14 protein-coding genes are annotated in these 15317 nt (G+C 42.3%); 6 read left to right on the top strand and 8 right to left on the bottom strand.

Annotated features, from left to right (window positions below; genetic code table 11):
• Positions 1-75: 75 nt before the first annotated feature.
• The gene (locus ACBR23_RS18620; RefSeq protein ID WP_371116289.1) at positions 76-861 is read right to left on the bottom strand and encodes a hypothetical protein; all 786 of its coding nucleotides are present in this window, start codon (positions 859-861) and stop codon (positions 76-78) included.
• A gap of 368 nt (positions 862-1229) precedes the next feature.
• On the opposite strand from ACBR23_RS18620, the gene purB reads away from it, so the two are divergent.
• On the top strand, positions 1230-2525 hold the full coding sequence (purB, locus tag ACBR23_RS18615; protein WP_371120163.1) for an adenylosuccinate lyase: 1296 nt from the start codon (positions 1230-1232) through the stop codon (positions 2523-2525).
• 196 nt (positions 2526-2721) lie between these two features.
• Here the strand turns inward: purB and ACBR23_RS18610 are convergent, their stop codons facing one another.
• Positions 2722-3147: a leucine-rich repeat domain-containing protein gene (locus ACBR23_RS18610; protein ID WP_371116287.1), complete on the bottom strand. Its 426-nt coding sequence runs from the start codon at positions 3145-3147 to the stop codon at positions 2722-2724.
• A gap of 179 nt (positions 3148-3326) precedes the next feature.
• On the opposite strand from ACBR23_RS18610, the gene ACBR23_RS18605 reads away from it, so the two are divergent.
• Entirely contained in the window at positions 3327-4841 is a 1515-nt protein-coding gene (locus ACBR23_RS18605) for a dolichyl-phosphate-mannose--protein mannosyltransferase (protein ID WP_371116286.1), read from the top strand.
• Positions 4842-4909: 68 nt separating this feature from the next.
• On the opposite strand, the gene trmB is transcribed toward ACBR23_RS18605, so the two are convergent.
• The 3 genes from trmB to csaB form a co-directional block, all read right to left on the bottom strand.
• The gene (trmB, locus tag ACBR23_RS18600) at positions 4910-5557 is read right to left on the bottom strand and encodes a tRNA (guanosine(46)-N7)-methyltransferase TrmB (RefSeq protein WP_371120164.1); all 648 of its coding nucleotides are present in this window, start codon (positions 5555-5557) and stop codon (positions 4910-4912) included.
• A 151-nt stretch (positions 5558-5708) separates the two neighbouring features.
• Positions 5709-6461 (bottom strand): Uma2 family endonuclease, encoded by a 753-nt coding sequence (locus ACBR23_RS18595; RefSeq protein ID WP_340521203.1) that lies wholly within the window; start codon positions 6459-6461, stop codon positions 5709-5711.
• Between the two features lie 13 nt (positions 6462-6474).
• Complete coding sequence (gene csaB, locus ACBR23_RS18590; RefSeq protein ID WP_371120165.1) at positions 6475-7521, bottom strand: polysaccharide pyruvyl transferase CsaB; 1047 nt, start codon at positions 7519-7521, stop codon at positions 6475-6477.
• Between the two features lie 88 nt (positions 7522-7609).
• On the opposite strand from csaB, the gene ACBR23_RS18585 reads away from it, so the two are divergent.
• Both ACBR23_RS18585 and ACBR23_RS18580 read left to right on the top strand, forming a co-directional pair.
• Positions 7610-7927: a DUF2499 domain-containing protein gene (locus ACBR23_RS18585; RefSeq protein ID WP_341739958.1), complete on the top strand. Its 318-nt coding sequence runs from the start codon at positions 7610-7612 to the stop codon at positions 7925-7927.
• Between the two features lie 337 nt (positions 7928-8264).
• The gene (locus ACBR23_RS18580; RefSeq protein WP_371120166.1) at positions 8265-12107 is read left to right on the top strand and encodes a DNA polymerase III subunit alpha; all 3843 of its coding nucleotides are present in this window, start codon (positions 8265-8267) and stop codon (positions 12105-12107) included.
• Positions 12108-12117: 10 nt separating this feature from the next.
• Here ACBR23_RS18580 and ACBR23_RS18575 read toward each other — a convergent pair whose 3' ends face one another.
• Together ACBR23_RS18575 and ACBR23_RS18570 are read right to left on the bottom strand one after the other, a co-directional pair.
• Positions 12118-12417 carry a DUF3593 domain-containing protein gene (locus tag ACBR23_RS18575; protein WP_341739960.1) on the bottom strand — a complete coding sequence of 100 codons (300 nt, stop codon included), beginning with the start codon at positions 12415-12417 and terminating at the stop codon, positions 12118-12120.
• 308 nt (positions 12418-12725) lie between these two features.
• Positions 12726-13379: an ATP-binding protein gene (locus ACBR23_RS18570; protein ID WP_371120167.1), complete on the bottom strand. Its 654-nt coding sequence runs from the start codon at positions 13377-13379 to the stop codon at positions 12726-12728.
• Between ACBR23_RS18570 and ACBR23_RS18565 the strand changes: the two genes are divergently transcribed.
• Both ACBR23_RS18565 and ACBR23_RS18560 read left to right on the top strand, forming a co-directional pair.
• Positions 13366-13596, top strand: a complete 231-nt coding sequence (locus ACBR23_RS18565) for a hypothetical protein (RefSeq protein ID WP_371116280.1) — start codon at positions 13366-13368, stop codon at positions 13594-13596. The genes ACBR23_RS18570 and ACBR23_RS18565 overlap by 14 nt on opposite strands.
• Before the next feature lie 189 nt (positions 13597-13785).
• Complete coding sequence (locus ACBR23_RS18560) at positions 13786-14502, top strand: pentapeptide repeat-containing protein (RefSeq protein ID WP_371116279.1); 717 nt, start codon at positions 13786-13788, stop codon at positions 14500-14502.
• An 87-nt stretch (positions 14503-14589) separates the two neighbouring features.
• Here the strand turns inward: ACBR23_RS18560 and ACBR23_RS18555 are convergent.
• On the bottom strand, positions 14590-15317 hold a 728-nt coding region (locus ACBR23_RS18555), incomplete at its 5' end, for an alpha/beta hydrolase (protein WP_371125670.1).

Below are 15317 nucleotides of genomic sequence, written 5' to 3'. Positions count from 1 at the left end.
GTTTTTAGTTGGTGTTTGTTTTGTGTTCGGTGAGTTATTTGGCGCTCTTTATTTGTTTCAATCGCTATTTGTTAATTAATTATCCAAATAAGAAAATGCTTCTTGAGATAATTGGTCATCGGTAAATATCCCTACTTCTTTCAAAACATTACTCAATACTTTTTTACTCAACTCTAAAAGTTTTTGATCGAAAGATTTCCAATCAGTATCTGTTCGTTCTTCGATTATACGAATATGCACTTTATTTCGACTTTTTCTTAATTTGTCTATATCATCATAAATTTCTCCATCTTCACCTAAAAGATTTTTGTTTCTTACTTTTTTAATCATTTGGTCTAAACTCATCTCGGTATTAATGGCATTTTCAAGCTTGACAAATACCTCACTTTCAATCTTATAGTGTTTTCCATTAGAATGTTTTTTTGTGCCAGATATTACACCCATAACTGATTCCCACTCATCATTCTCCCTTACTAATAGTTCATTTTTAATCATATATTCTTTTCCTGAAAGATCTCTTTTATTATTTTGTATCTTCATAACTAATTTCCAATCCGTAGTCGCTGGTTCACCACGAGTAACTATTAAATAGTATAATATTCCCTCAATAATTCCTGTGGTAGTAATAACAATAGTTTTAATTGTCTGTTTTTGTAAAACTGTTGTTAGCTTAAAGTATTGATTTTTATTGCTAAGCAGAAAATCAAGAGATTCTAAATATTGCAGATTGTAGCAAATATTACTTGTTAAAGCTTCATGATATTGATATTTTGTATCATCTCTTTCTATAAACTTCCTAGTCAACTGTGTTAAGTCAGGGATAGGTGTAGGAAGAAGTTTACCATTTTCTATTTTTAGCATAATGCTTTACTCGCTTATAATTTTTATTTCGTGAGCCGTCAACCCACATAAATGAGCTACCCTATCATCTATCTCAGCTTTCCCACTTCTTCTGACCATTGGATAACAACTGTATATTTCATGGTTCTGAAGTTTCGGGTTGAAATTATAGTCATGGACACCCTAGCCCACAAAGAAACCGGGTTTTTTAACTCTAATTGAGGGTTTTAAGCAAGTATTTTGGTTAAAAAACCCCGTTTCTGGCTACCCGTGCGCTCGTCCTGAATTATTATACACGATCACCCAATCGCCCCAAATTCCCCATCCCGACTCAAGACCGATACCTCACAGATGTACAATAGTCAGATCGCATTCCCCAATTCCCAACCGTGATTGACCGCTACACTCTGCCCGAAATGGGCAACATCTGGACTGAAACCGCCAAACTCAAAAGCTGGCTACAAGTAGAAATCGCTGTCTGCGAAGCTCAAGCCGAACTCGGCTACATCCCCGCCGCCGCAGTCGAAGAAATTAAAGCGAAGGCTAATTTTGACCCGAAACGAGTCCTCGAAATTGAAGCCGAAGTCCGCCATGACATGATCGCTTTCTTGACAAATGTCAACGAATATGTAGGCGATGCCGGCCGCTACATTCACCTCGGTTTAACCAGTTCCGATGTGCTCGATACCGCTTTGGCGCTGCAATTAGTCGCCAGCGTCAATATCTTGTTAGAACGTGTCGAAGATTTGAGCCAAGCTATTCGCTATCAGGCGCAACAACACCGCAATACTGTGATGGTTGGCCGATCGCACGGAATTCACGCCGAACCCATCACCTTTGGCTTTAAACTAGCAGGATGGCTGGCCGAAGTCTTTCGCAACCGCGCCCGATTAGTCAATTTGCGATCGTCCATTGCAGTCGGCAAAATCTCCGGTGCTGTCGGCACCTATGCTAATATTGACCCGCGAATTGAAGCGATCGCCTGTCAAAACCTCGGACTCGAACCCGATTGTGCATCGACTCAAGTCATTTCGCGCGATCGACACGCCGAATACGTCCAAACCTTAGCACTGTTAGCCGCATCGATCGAGCGTTTTGCAGTAGAAATCCGCAACCTGCAACGCACCGACGTACTCGAAGTCGAAGAATTCTTTTCCAAAGGGCAAAAAGGCTCCTCCGCCATGCCCCACAAACGCAACCCGATTCGATCCGAAAGACTCACAGGAATGGCAAGAATTGTCCGCGCCAACGCCGTCGCAGCCTTAGAAAACGTGGCGCTTTGGCACGAAAGAGACATTTCTCACAGTTCCGTAGAACGGATGATTTTGCCAGACAGTTCCACTGTCACCCACTTCATGTTAGTGGAAACCACAGACTTAGTGAAAAACCTGCTAGTCTATCCCGAAAACATGAAGCAAAACATGAATGTTTACGGCGGAGTTATCTTTAGTCAGCGCGTCATGTTAGCTTTAGTAGAAAAAGGCACGAGTCGCGAAGAAGCATACAAAATTGTGCAATCTTGCGCTCACGAAGTTTGGAACAAACCGGGTGGCAATTTCTACAATTTGATTGCTAAGGACCAGCGGGTTACTGCTAAGATGACTAGCAAAGAAATTGATGATTGTTTCGATCCGCAGTATCAATTGAGGCATTTAGATTTAGTGTATCAGCGCTTGGGAATTTGAAGAGATATTGATGCTAATTTTTCCTAAAATTTATCGCCATTCACCCTGAAGCATATAAGTTGGGATTTTCAATCGTATTTTAGGGCGATTCTGCGGCCAGCATAGCCGCTTTTTTTTGTATAATGTTAGTATTAAAAAGTTATGACGTTAAAAAATAGTTTAGATGTGTGTTTCTTATATCCAGGAAAACAGCCTGCTAGTGTTGAAGAATTATCAAATTCGTTAAATTTGCTAAGGGTTCTAGATTGACGATTTGATTTGATTTAAGGGAAAGTTCTGTAAGATTAGTCAGGGTTTCTTGAGCGCGATCGCACTCTTGTGTCTTTGCTTTCGATAGCAACACCTCAACGGTATGTCTAGCTTCTGGGGTCAAACTCTCTTTTTTGGTGCACCAATCGCCGAAGCTTTCAAATGTTTTGGGGTTGGGCGCAGTCGCTGATGCGAGCAGGATACTCGCACCTACACCTAACCCCAAACGCCCCCAAGCCCAAGTAGTGAGATTCACAAACACTCGTCCAAAAAACACCCGATCGGATGCTATCATAATCGATCGCAGCTTGTGCCAAAGAAGCCAGCTTTCTTGACGAAAAGCTAAGCTTTCAGCATCATCCCTTGACAACAAACCTTGTTTCTCATACCCCGTGGGTTGGACTTACGCAAAAACCGGGTTTTTTCCGAAAACCTTGGAGCGTAGCCTTAATCTCCACAAACAACCCGGTTGCTTGGGTATTTAGACATAACTCCTGTACTTTTAAATTAGCGAGCTCAAATCTACTATCTAATATTTTTTGGTGCAGTCTCATGAAAGCGAACAAAAAACAATTCAACAAATCTAATTTTATTTTTTACCTGGGAATGCTCGCTGTGTTCCTCGTCTCCTTAACTCTCCGATTTTGGCAACTAGAGCGGTTTAACTCTTTCGTATTTGACGAAGTTTACTACGCTAAATTTGCCAACGATTATCTCACCAAAACGCCTTTTTTCAACGCTCACCCGCCTCTGAGTCAGTACATAATTGCGATCGGCATCTGGATCGGAACTCACCTTCCCTTCGGCAAAACTGCCGTAAACAGTATGGCAGGTTCCCTACTTTCTCCTTGGGATTACCGCTGGCTCAACGCTCTCACAGGCTCCTTTATTCCCCTAGTTGTGGGAGCGCTAGCCTATCAGCTCGTTAAACGTCGTAGTTATGCTTTTATTGCTGCTTTATTTGCCGCCTGCGATGGTCTATTTTTAGTCGAATCTCGGTACGCCCTGAATAACATTTATCTAGTTTTATTTGGAATATTAGGTCAAATATTTATTTTAAAATCCGTCGGAACAGAAGGAAAAAACCGCTGGATTTTGCTAGGGCTATCCGGCGCTAGTTTCGGCGCTTCCGCTGCTATTAAATGGAACGGCTTATGGTTTCTTTTGGGAACTTATTTAATTTTAATCTGCGCTTGGGTAGTGCAACTTACTCAACAAAATCAAGAAGAACCACAACTGGAAAACCAGGAATTATCAACAATGCTTCCGGCGGCAAGTCCCGTCCAAAAATTGACGAAACTCAATTTTTTAGAAGTAGGACTAAGTTTAGCTATTATTCCTATTGTAGTTTACAGCATCTCTTGGATTCCTCACCTACACTTTAATCCAACTCCCAATTTCTGGCAGATGCAAACAGAGATTTTGACTTATCACCAGCGGATTAAGAGTGGCCCCAGCGTTCATCCTTACTGTTCCGCTTGGTACGGTTGGCCTCTGATGCTGCGCCCCATCGTTTACTTCTACAAAACTGCTACGAATAATGCACCACCAGACCCTGTTTTGCCACCTCTGCCAAGCGGTGCGACTAAGGTAATTTTTGACGTTCACGCGATGGGCAATCCCATGCTTTGGTGGCTGTCAACTTTAGCTTTAATATTAGTAGCAGTAATTTTGGCAAACCGCTTTTTGATTTGGCGACAAACCCGCAATGAGGCTTCTGTTAATCTCCTGGAACAGCAGCAGCTATTTGTGTTTCCGCCCACTACTGAAATGTGGTTGATGTTATACTTAATAGTTAATTGGGCTGCTAATTTGCTGCCTTGGGTCAAGGTTACTCGTTGCGTATTTTTGTATCATTATATGGGTTGTTCTGTATTTGCAACGCTGGCAATTGCTTGGTGGGTTGACAGGTGGATTAATAGCCATCAGAATCGTCTCCGAGGGATGGGAGTGACAATTATTTTTATGGTTTTAGGTGGTTTTGCTTTCTGGATGCCTATTTATTTGGGACTCCCTTTGTCGGAACTTGAATGGAAAATTAGGATGTGGCTGCCATCTTGGATTTAATTAAGTGAATTTAACAGATGCTAAGTAGAAAGGTGCAAATAAACAGCACGCAAATGGGACTTATTAATTTAAGATGGCGATCCACATTTATGATATAGTGCTCGATAAACTGGTTCGCCGCGTTGGAGTCTACCAATTTCTCTCTCCGTCGCCACAGGTAGGGGATTTTCTGCTAACCATTCGCCATTGTTTTGACGCTTAAAGCTAGGGTGAGATGAAAAGCGATCGCACATTTCCCTTTCTACTTCTTCAATATCAGATTGCATAAAAACTTCGCCACCAATTGCCAAATAGGTTGCCAAATCATTGACTAACTCCGGTTGCACTACCCGCCGTTTATGGTGTTTGTTTTTAAACCAAGGATCGGGAAATTGAATGCTAACTCGCTGCAAAATACCTGCGGGTAAAGTTTCTAAAATGGGCTTCAGAGAACTATTGGCATTGCCAAATAAATAGTGGAGATTTGTCAAGCCTTTTTCATCCCGCCAAACATTCGCCTCTTCTACCAGAGGTTCCCGAATTTCTAATCCCAGAAAATTCCAGTCTGTTTGGAGTTGCGCCATGTGCCACAAAAACCTTCCCCTACCGCAACCGATATCTAAATGCAGCGGCAAATTTAAGTCAGCATAAATTTTTGTCCACTCCGGGGGATTTACGGATGCTTGATATCGAATGGATAGGGGATTGACGTGTTCCCGAACTCTAACTCTTGCCAATTTTGATGTCTCCTTAATGTTATTTTTAACCGCATTAACGCTGATAATTATTGATTTTTGCTAACTGGTCTAATTTTTTCCACGAATTAGCGATCGCCAAATTAGAAATGAAAAATTGCATGATTACGATTTCTCATTTCTAATTATTGTATCAAGCTTCTGGTTCAATGCCTGCTGCTCTTAATTGTGCAGCTAGTCTTTCCGATCGTTCTCGTTCTTGTTCCGCTTGCTGTTGAGCGATCGCCCTTTGCTGCCTTTCTCTTTCTACCATTTCTGCTCCCCACAATAACATCTGTCCGCTTTCATCCCACCAGCGCAACCAATATCCGCTTCTTTCCGCTTTTGTTCCCTGCCAAACACCCAGAAATAGCCCAACTCCTGCAACCCAATAACGACCATTTAAATCGGGTTGCTGTGGTTGATACCTTCCTCCTGAATCCAACTGGTAGACTTCTAGCACTCCGGCGGCGGGTTCAAAGATTACATAGATTGGAACTCGCAATACTTGTTCGTAAAAAAACCATTTACCGGGGGGATAACTTGGCTTGATTGAATATTCATCGTTGGGACTAGCTGACAAGAACTCCATCACGATCGCCGGAATGTCCCCTTCTAAGTTGGGAGTGTAACTGCGGCGAATTTCTTGACTGGGAAGCGCTTGTACGTTGCGGGCATAAAACCAATCTGGAGCTTTGATAACTAGCTTGCTGTCTACTGTCGCACAAATACCCATATTTGGAGCAATTAATATTCCTGCTACTATTAGCCCTGCAATTTCTAAGATTTCTCGCAAGGCAGCAGCTAGCAAAGGCTGGTCGATGTTTTCCACTGGTTCCTCGTCTAAAATAAAATCGGCGGGCAATTTTTCCCAGGTAATTTTCAAGTCTGCTGTACTGACTGTCATGGTATTTTACCTCTTATTGAGACTGCTGGAGTGCGGTTTTCAATACTTCTTGATGAAAGAGCGATCGCCCTACTATAAATTTTATCCTCTCTGGCGATAAGGCGTCGCCGTTAGCATAGTGTTCGATCCAGATTTTACTGATTAAATAAGGATCGTCTGGCAAGTCTGATAATAAATATCCCGGCATTTCTAACTCGTCCATCAACTGACTAACTTTGGGATCGTAGCTGAGGGCAAAACAGCGACATTCTTCTGAAGCTGCCATAATTAAACTATGGTAGCGCATCCCGATCGCCATTTCGACTCCCCGAAATAGTCCTTTCAATTTCCTTGGATCGTCTAAACTCAGAATCCGACTCCTTTTCGGTAATGCTTCATGCAAATATTTGGCAATTTCTAAGTCTTGGGAAGCTTGAAATGGTAGCAATAAAATTAACGTGCGGGTGGCTTTTTGAAAGTCCACTAAAGCTTGAGTTAAAATTGATAACCGAGCGGGAGTTAGGCTAGGATGCGATCGCAAACAAACCGCAACTCTGGGCGCTGGCAAATCCCACAAACCCGACACTGGTGAATTTTCCAAAGCCCACACGGGATCGGGTGCTAAAGTAAAGGGGATTTCCCAATCTGAAAGAAGGGTAGCAGAGCCTTTATCCCGCACGCTAACCGCAGTACATCCAGCAAAACACCGCTGAGATAACTTACGGGTAATTTCTCGATTCAAAGGCCCAATTCCCTGGGCCCAAGCCACAGTTTTTAATCCCATTTTTTGTGCTAATCCCATCAAACCGCCATAATAAAATGGGCTGATGATGCTAGTAGTGTCTTGGATTAAACTGCCGCCACCCCAAATTAGGGCATCGGAGGTGCGGAGTGCTTCGAGGACTTGAAAGGCATTCATGCGATCGCGCGCAGCTACACCGTAACGCTGATTTGTCTCGACAGGATTGCCAGAAAGGACGATCGGTGTCACATCATCTGGTAACATTTGCAGTAGCGAGGCTAATAGCGCCTCGTCGCCACCGTTGCCTTTACCGTAATAGCCGCACAAAATTGCTCGCATTTTTACTCTTTTCTTAGTTTACGATGGGGAATCTAACTATTACAATATCTAATCAATACATCTTGCATCTTATTTCAGAATACAAACAATGCACGCTTTGTCAATTCCCACCTGGATTATTCACATTTCTAGTGTCGTCGAGTGGATTGTCGCCATCTGGTTAATTTGGACCTACGGCGAAGTTACTCACAACCGAGCTTGGTGGGCCCTTTCCGCCGCGATGTTACCCGCCCTCGTGAGCGCTATGTGTGCCTGTACATGGCACTATTTTGATAACTCTCCAGCCCTAGAATGGATTGTTACCCTGCAAGCCGCCATGACTCTCATCGGCAATTTTACTCTATGGGCGGCTGCTTGGTGGATTTGGCGATCGGCTCAAACAACAGAAAAAATTAAACAGGACTAGAATTTGGTCAGGAAAATTCCCCATTCACCTATTATTACATCTCCAAAAAAGCCTGTCTTGAACACGCATAGAGCCTGTTCCACAATAGTTATTGGATCTGTCTAATGATGATAGTGCACCGTTATTGTTTACTTCAAATTAATTAAATCGCTGACATCATTATTTCGACTCCCAAATCTTTTTATACGGACGCAGAGAGAAGGTAAGACCACTTGTGGCACATCTCCATGAAGTGTCAAGAATCCTCGCCGTTCTACGGCGGGGAGTATATCAATTGACTTTTATCTACCCCCATGGTGTACAATCTAAAATCTCAGATCTCATATCTTAAATCCCTATGTCTTTCGTTGGTTTGCACATCCACAGCGATTACAGCCTGCTAGACGGGGCATCTCAGCTACAGCAGCTAGCAGAGCGGGCGGTGGAATTGGGGATGCCCGCGATCGCCCTTACGGATCACGGAGTCATGTATGGCGCGATCGAGCTGATTAAAGTTTGTCGCAATAAAAATATTAAACCCATTATTGGCAACGAAATGTACGTTGTCAACGGCGACATCGAAGTAAAAGTTCGAGGTAGAAGAAAATACCATCAAGTTGTTTTAGCTAAAAACACCCAAGGTTATAAAAACTTAGTTAAATTAACTACAATTTCCCATTTAAAGGGAATGCCAGAAAGAGGAATTTTTGCCCGCCCTTGCATCAACAAAGAACTCCTAAAACAATACTCCGAAGGCTTAATTGTTACCAGCGCTTGTTTGGGTGGAGAAGTCCCCCAAATGATTATGCAAGGAAAGCTAGATGTCGCCAGTGAAGTCGCCAAATGGTATCAAGAAGTATTTGGCGAAGATTACTACTTAGAAATACAAGACCACGGCTCCCAAGAAGACCGACTTGTGAATGTAGAAATTGTCAAAATTGCTCGCGAACTAAAAATTAAAATAGTCGCCACCAATGATTCTCACTATATTTCTTGCAACGACGTAGAAGCTCACGATGCTTTGTTGTGCATCAACACCAATAAACTAATAGAAGAAGAAAAGCGAATGCGCTACAGCGGCACAGAGTATTTGAAGTCCGCTGACGAAATGGCGCAACTATTTCAAGACCATTTGGATGCTGAAACGATCCAAGAGGCGATCGCAAACACGCTAGAAGTAGCAAACAAAGTATCAAGATATGATTTAACAGGAGAAGCTCGGATTCCCACCATTCCAATTCCCCCAGAACATACCGCCGATACCTATGTAGAAGAAATATCCTGGCAAGGACTATTAGAACGCCTCAAATCCCGCACCAAAAATGAAATACCTCCCGTCTACAAACAAAGACTAGAATACGAACTCAAAATGATTCAGCAAATGGGATTTTCTGAATACTTTTTAGTAGTTTGGGACTACATCAAATACGCCAGAGATAACAATATTCCCGTCGGACCAGGACGCGGTTCTGCCGCAGGTTCTCTAGTTGCCTACGTCCTCAAAATTACCAATATAGACCCCGTACACCACGGATTACTATTCGAGCGATTTCTCAATCCCGAACGCAAATCAATGCCAGATATTGATAGCGATTTCTGCATCGAAAGACGGGATGACATGATTAAATACGTGACCGAAAAATATGGAGAAGACCGCGTAGCGCAAATTATCACCTTTAATAGAATGACATCAAAAGCTGTCTTGAAAGATGTTGCCAGAGTTTTAGGGATTCCCTACAAAAAAGCAGACGAAATGGCAAAAATGATTCCGGTGTCGCGGGGAAAACCAGAAAAACTGAAAGTGATGATTTCCGATGCAACACCTGCACAGGAATTTAGAGAAAACTACAAAAATACAATTTGCATCAATGCAGAAACTGGCACTGAAGTCCCCGTCCGTCAGTGGATTGACATGGCAATTCGCATTGAAGGAACCAACAAAACCTATGGCGTTCACGCCGCCGGTGTGGTGATTTCTTCCCAGCCCCTAGATGAAATCGTACCGCTGCAAAAGAATAACGAAGGTGCTGTGATTACCCAATATTTCATGGAAGATTTGGAATTTTTGGGGTTACTGAAAATGGACTTTTTGGGACTTAAGAATTTAACAACCCTCCAAAAAACTGTTGATTATGTTAAGCAAACGCAAGATATAACCATCGATGCCGAAGGGCTGCCTTCTGATATAGAACGCAGAGCTCAAGAGACATTTACTAGAAACAACAAGTTGCCCGGTGATGTAGCAAAAACTTATAAACTCTTAGAAAAAGGAGATTTAGAAGGTATTTTTCAGTTGGAATCTTCTGGAATGCTGGATGTAGTAAAAAAAATCAAACCTTCTTGCCTGGATGATATTTCTTCTATTCTGGCACTTTATCGTCCCGGCCCCCTGGATGCTGGTTTGATTCCACAATTTATCGATCGCAAACACGGTAGAGAGGTAGTTAAATACGACCATCCACTGTTAGAACCGATTTTAAAAGAGACTTATGGAACCCTTTGTTTCCAAGAGCAAATTATGCGGATGGCTCAAGATTTAGCAGGGTATTCTTTAGGTCAAGCTGACTTGCTGCGCCGCGCCATGGGTAAGAAAAAAGCGGAGGAAATGCAGAAGCAAAAGGAAACATTTATTGATGGGGCTACTAAGAATGGTGTCCCTCAAAAAATTGCCGAAGAATTGTTCGACCAAATGCTGAATTTCGCGGAATATTGCTTTAATAAATCTCACTCAATGGCCTATGCCTACATCACTTATCAAACTGCTTATTTAAAGGCAAATTTTCCTGTAGAATATATGGCTGCACTGCTGACTGCTAACAGTGGGGACCAGGATAAAGTACAGAGATATATCGCTAATTGTCTCAAACTGGGTATCGAAGTAGAGCCGCCGGATATCAATAGTTCTGAACTGACGTTTACACCTATCAAGATGAAACATCCTGCAAAAGATAAAATTTTGTTTGGGATTTCGGCGGTCAAAAATGTGGGTGAGGGTGCAATTGAAAATATTTTAGCTGCGCGACAGGAAGGGGGGGATTTTAAATCTTTACCCGATTTGTGCGATCGCGTCAATCTTCATGCTGTCAACCGCCGCGCTTTAGAAGCATTAATTCAATGCGGGGCCTTTGACAAAATTGAGAATAACCGCCAGCAATTAATCAACGACATGGAAGGGGTAATTAAATGGGCACAAGACCGGAAAAAAGACCGAGAAAGCGGTCAAGGTAATCTATTTGATTTGTTAGGTGGGATGAACTTTGGGAAGTCTGCGAATAAGTATGAGTCTGCGCCAAAATCTAAAATAGTCAAAGATTTCGATGCACAAGAAAAGTTGCGATTTGAAAAAGAATTGCTCGGATTTTATGTATCAGAACATCCCCTGAAAATTTTGCTCTTAGTAAACCAAGAACCCGATGTCGTTACTATCCAAGAACTAGCAGAAAAGAAGGGAAAAGTATCAGTTATTGCCATGATTAGTGCTATCAAACCCGTAGTTACTAAAAAAGGTGAGAAAATGGCAATTTTGCAATTAGAAGATTTAACCAGTCAAGTCAAAGCTGTGGTGTTTCCCAAAACTTACGAACAGATTGGCTCCCATATTACAGAGAATGCTGTGTTACTGATTAGTGGAAAAATTGAGAAAGATGGGGAGGAAATTCAGATAATTGTAGACGGTGCTAAACCATTAACAGCAGTAGAAACTGGAGAAGAAACAAATCCCTTAGAACCAGAAGAGCCAAAAACTTGGGAACCCGAACCACTCAACAGGGTACAAGTACCAAAACCAGTAGCAATTTTACAAATTGTGATTATTAACTTGACACCCCAGCAAATAAAAGACACCAAAAAACTGAATTCTCTCAAAGCTATTTTGCAAGAACTTTCCAATCGAGGACAAGATGGTAGCGTTTCGGTGGGGGGAATTGTGGTAGGTGAATATTCCTGTCAACCCCTTCGCATTAGCCCTCAATTGTGGGTACAAGATGGCGAAGAAACTGTTAGCCGTCTTAAGTCTGCGGGATTTGATGCTCGCATTTTTCCCCTGCATAATCATGGGGATGTTCTCGTATTTCGAGAAATGCGCGATCGACTAAACTTACACTCTTGGGCTAGTCGTTTACTGGGTACAGAACCCGATCGCATTTCTCGTTATCTGAACTATCTCACCCAATCATCACCAACCGCAATCCATCCCTTTTAGATGTGAGAAACTATTCCGGTGAAGATTCTTTGGCTTTAATCACCGCTTCCCTAAATCCTAAAACTACTAAAATATTCGCAATTGTTAAGAATAATTCCGCTGAACCGTGAAGCCAGTCAACATTGGCTAGGGATTCGTTATAAGCAACTTTTGCATAAATTGCGGCAGGAATCGTCACACCCACAAACACGAGAGTGCCATAAAATCCCATCAGAGCTAAACGTGGTGTTTTTCCAGATTTAGTCAAAAACCACAGAAATCCCAAGTAGGGAAACAGAGACAAAACAAATAAATTTTCCTTAGCAATCATTAGCGGTCGTTAGTAATTGGTGATTGACCACATACTATGATAAATCAAAATTTTAAGATTATTGACAATAATTTTAAAATTTTAATATTTAATTTGAAAGATGCACCATTTTCGATCGAACCTCTACAGACTCACCCAAGCACCGTAGATATTACCAAAACTCACAACACGAAGGTAGTATGTAAAATACCTTCCCCCATCTACAGACAAAACCCACAGACAAAACCGATAAATATTCCCCTAAGCACCGTTTTTATTCAAGAATAATTTCAAAGAACGCAGTCTCTTGATTGCCATGTATAACATCTCTATCCAGCAATCAGAAACTGAGAGTTGACAAAAGTGTTTTTTTTGCTAGGAGGAATCAAGGAAGTATCGCTGAAATCATTTAGATTGAAGCAGAATCTTCTATCTTCCAGAATGAATTCTGTGATTTTAGCATCCAAATCAAAATACACTCCGCCATCCCAAATTCGGAACTCCAAGCGTCCGTGAAAAACCATGACTTCCAGTTGAATAGGAGTTTCAACGGGCAGATTTTTGTGAGCGTGACGAACTGCATTAGTGAAACCTTCAACCACTGCTAGCTGAAGCGCGTACCAAGTCTCACTAGGAAACGATAAATCCTGCAACTGCTCAAACAACTCGAAAACTTTAGTTACATCATTCAAATCAGTATTTACTTCCAGGTTAAGAGTTCTCACGGGAATATCGTCTAATACTTCTTCCTGTTGTTCTATATCCAGCCAGTCCCACCGATTTAAAAAATTTAGTAAGCCATCTAAAGCACTGGCTTTTTGATTTGTTTTGTGTCGAACACGGCCTTCTGCGTCGTAACTTTTACTCAGTAACAAACAATTGCGACCCTCGCAAGTGCGGGTGTAACTTAGCTTGTCTGCAATCTGCCACATGAGTTTAATACCACGGCCGCCTTCTGCCAGTTCATCTATGCTAGTAGACATTTGTTCTCCTCGTCTGAAAGTGTTAGCTTTAATCAATTTGCACACCCGCCGTTTACTAGCCGTACTTTTTTATACTTTCGTACTCAGTATTATTTCGGCGATTACACAAGAATGCTATCTTTTTTCTAGAAGCCAAGGCATCAGCAATATGTCTAAAGACTCTAAGCCAATTGGCTTAGTTACTCAACACCTGTACGCAGACCATTACCCTCCGTAGTAAAACAAAACTTAACAGAGTATAAATATTCCTCCTTTGTACTCTAAATTCGTTTGTTCTAGGGGGTGTAACCCCTACATGGAGAACCCTTTGATTGCTGAGACTGCTGATGGCTCAGATATTCTAGCCCACCCTGAAACCTCTACTGTTACCGGAACTTTCACCCGAACTACGTAAGTAATATTTGCTATGACCAAAATCCAACGGACTATTCTGACAGCAGCAATAGTGCTGCTACCATTTTTCGCAGCAGTTCCCTTACCAGCTCAAAATTTGTCCCTAGTCCAGCGACTGTTAGAAACCAGAGGATGTCCAGGATGCGACCTATTTGGAGCTTCCTTGAACCGTGCAGACCTGTTTGGAGTTGATTTAAGCGGTGCCATCCTGAGCAGGGCAGACCTGATTGATGCTGATTTAACCGGGGCTGATTTAATGGAAGCTAATTTAAACAACGCCAACATGAGAAATGCCTTTTTGACCAACGCTGACATCAGCAAAGCTAACATCAGCAGGGCTGACATCAGGGGAGCGAACTTAGAAAATGCTAACCTCAGCGAGAGTTCTCTGAGAGAGGCTTCTCTCCAGTTTACTAATTTAAAATGTACGAATTTGAGTGCATCTCAACTAAATGGGACAGATCTCAGGAATGCTGATTTAACTGGTGCAAATCTCAGCGGTGCGGATCTGACAGAAGCGGATTTAACTGGTGCAAATCTCACTGGTGTAGATCTCAGGAATGCCAACCTCAGCGATGCTAGATTGATTAAAGCCAATCTCAAAGATGCCAATTTATGTGGTGCCCGGATGCCCAACAAAAAAACATCTCAGCGAGGTTGTCCAGCTAAGAAAGAGGAATCAGAATCAATCAAGATGAATAATTACTGCAATTACTGTCCAGCCCTTTGAATATTTTCAAATTCAGGAATTAGGCGATCGCAGTTAGATGCCCGACTTTTTGAAAAATTCGGGTGTCTGGATGATTGTGTTTACTATTTAATGTTTAATCGTGTTTCCCTGTTGAAAAAAATTGCTGATTTTTTCGAGATATTCAGCACCAGCAAAGTTTGCTAAATTATTGTGACCGGCATCTGGAACTATGTACAACTGTTTGGGTTCAGGGGCCGCATCGAACAGTTTTTTGCTCATTTCAACGGGAACTACAGTATCAGCGGTTCCGTGAATAAATAGTACAGGCATTTCCAGGCGATCGACTTTAGCAATAGAATCAAACCGCTGTCTCAGCAATAAATCAATCGGAAATATCCGATACACTCCAGACTGAAAGTCTACCATTTCCCGTGCCGAAGTAAAAGAGCCTTCCACTATTAACCCGGCGGCTTCGGGGTTTCGCAGTGCTAAATCGATCGCGATCGCCCCTCCCAAAGAATGACCATAAATATAAATTTGCTTAGGGTTAATTCCCCGTTGTTTCACTAAATAATCCATAGCGAGTTGAGCATCTTCATAAACCTGAGATTCTGTCGGAAACTCGCCCTGGCTTTTTCCATAACCGCGATAATCTATGAGGAATACGGACATACCTAACTGATGAAATCGATTAGCGTGTTCCACGTTTGCCCCTACATTTAAACCATTCCCGTGTAGGTATAAGACTACCCCCCCTAACCCCCCCTTATAAAGGGGGGGGACAGGAGAGGAGCCTTCCTTATCAAGGGGGGGGACAGGAGAGGAGCCTTCCTTATCAAGGGGGGGGACAGGAG

The sequence above is a fragment of the Microcoleus sp. genome, from assembly GCF_041354475.1.
GTDB lineage: Bacteria > Cyanobacteriota > Cyanobacteriia > Cyanobacteriales > Microcoleaceae > Microcoleus.
This window is presented reverse-complemented; position numbering and strand designations above follow the sequence as displayed.

Bases quoted from the DNA above. Each gene is read 5' to 3' on its own strand.
- ACBR23_RS18580 (WP_371120166.1), top strand. From the start codon at position 8,265: ATGTCTTTCGTTGGTTTGCACATCCACAGCGATTACAGCCTGCTAGAC.
- ACBR23_RS18565 (WP_371116280.1), top strand. From the start codon at position 13,366: ATGCTAGTAGACATTTGTTCTCCTCGTCTGAAAGTGTTAGCTTTAATC.
- csaB (WP_371120165.1), bottom strand. From the start codon at position 7,521: ATGCGAGCAATTTTGTGCGGCTATTACGGTAAAGGCAACGGTGGCGAC.
- ACBR23_RS18575 (WP_341739960.1), bottom strand. From the start codon at position 12,417: ATGATTGCTAAGGAAAATTTATTTGTTTTGTCTCTGTTTCCCTACTTG.
- ACBR23_RS18560 (WP_371116279.1), top strand. From the start codon at position 13,786: ATGACCAAAATCCAACGGACTATTCTGACAGCAGCAATAGTGCTGCTA.
- ACBR23_RS18585 (WP_341739958.1), top strand. From the start codon at position 7,610: ATGCACGCTTTGTCAATTCCCACCTGGATTATTCACATTTCTAGTGTC.
- ACBR23_RS18620 (WP_371116289.1), bottom strand. From the start codon at position 861: ATGCTAAAAATAGAAAATGGTAAACTTCTTCCTACACCTATCCCTGAC.
- ACBR23_RS18595 (WP_340521203.1), bottom strand. From the start codon at position 6,461: ATGACAGTCAGTACAGCAGACTTGAAAATTACCTGGGAAAAATTGCCC.
- ACBR23_RS18570 (WP_371120167.1), bottom strand. From the start codon at position 13,379: ATGTCTACTAGCATAGATGAACTGGCAGAAGGCGGCCGTGGTATTAAA.
- ACBR23_RS18605 (WP_371116286.1), top strand. From the start codon at position 3,327: ATGAAAGCGAACAAAAAACAATTCAACAAATCTAATTTTATTTTTTAC.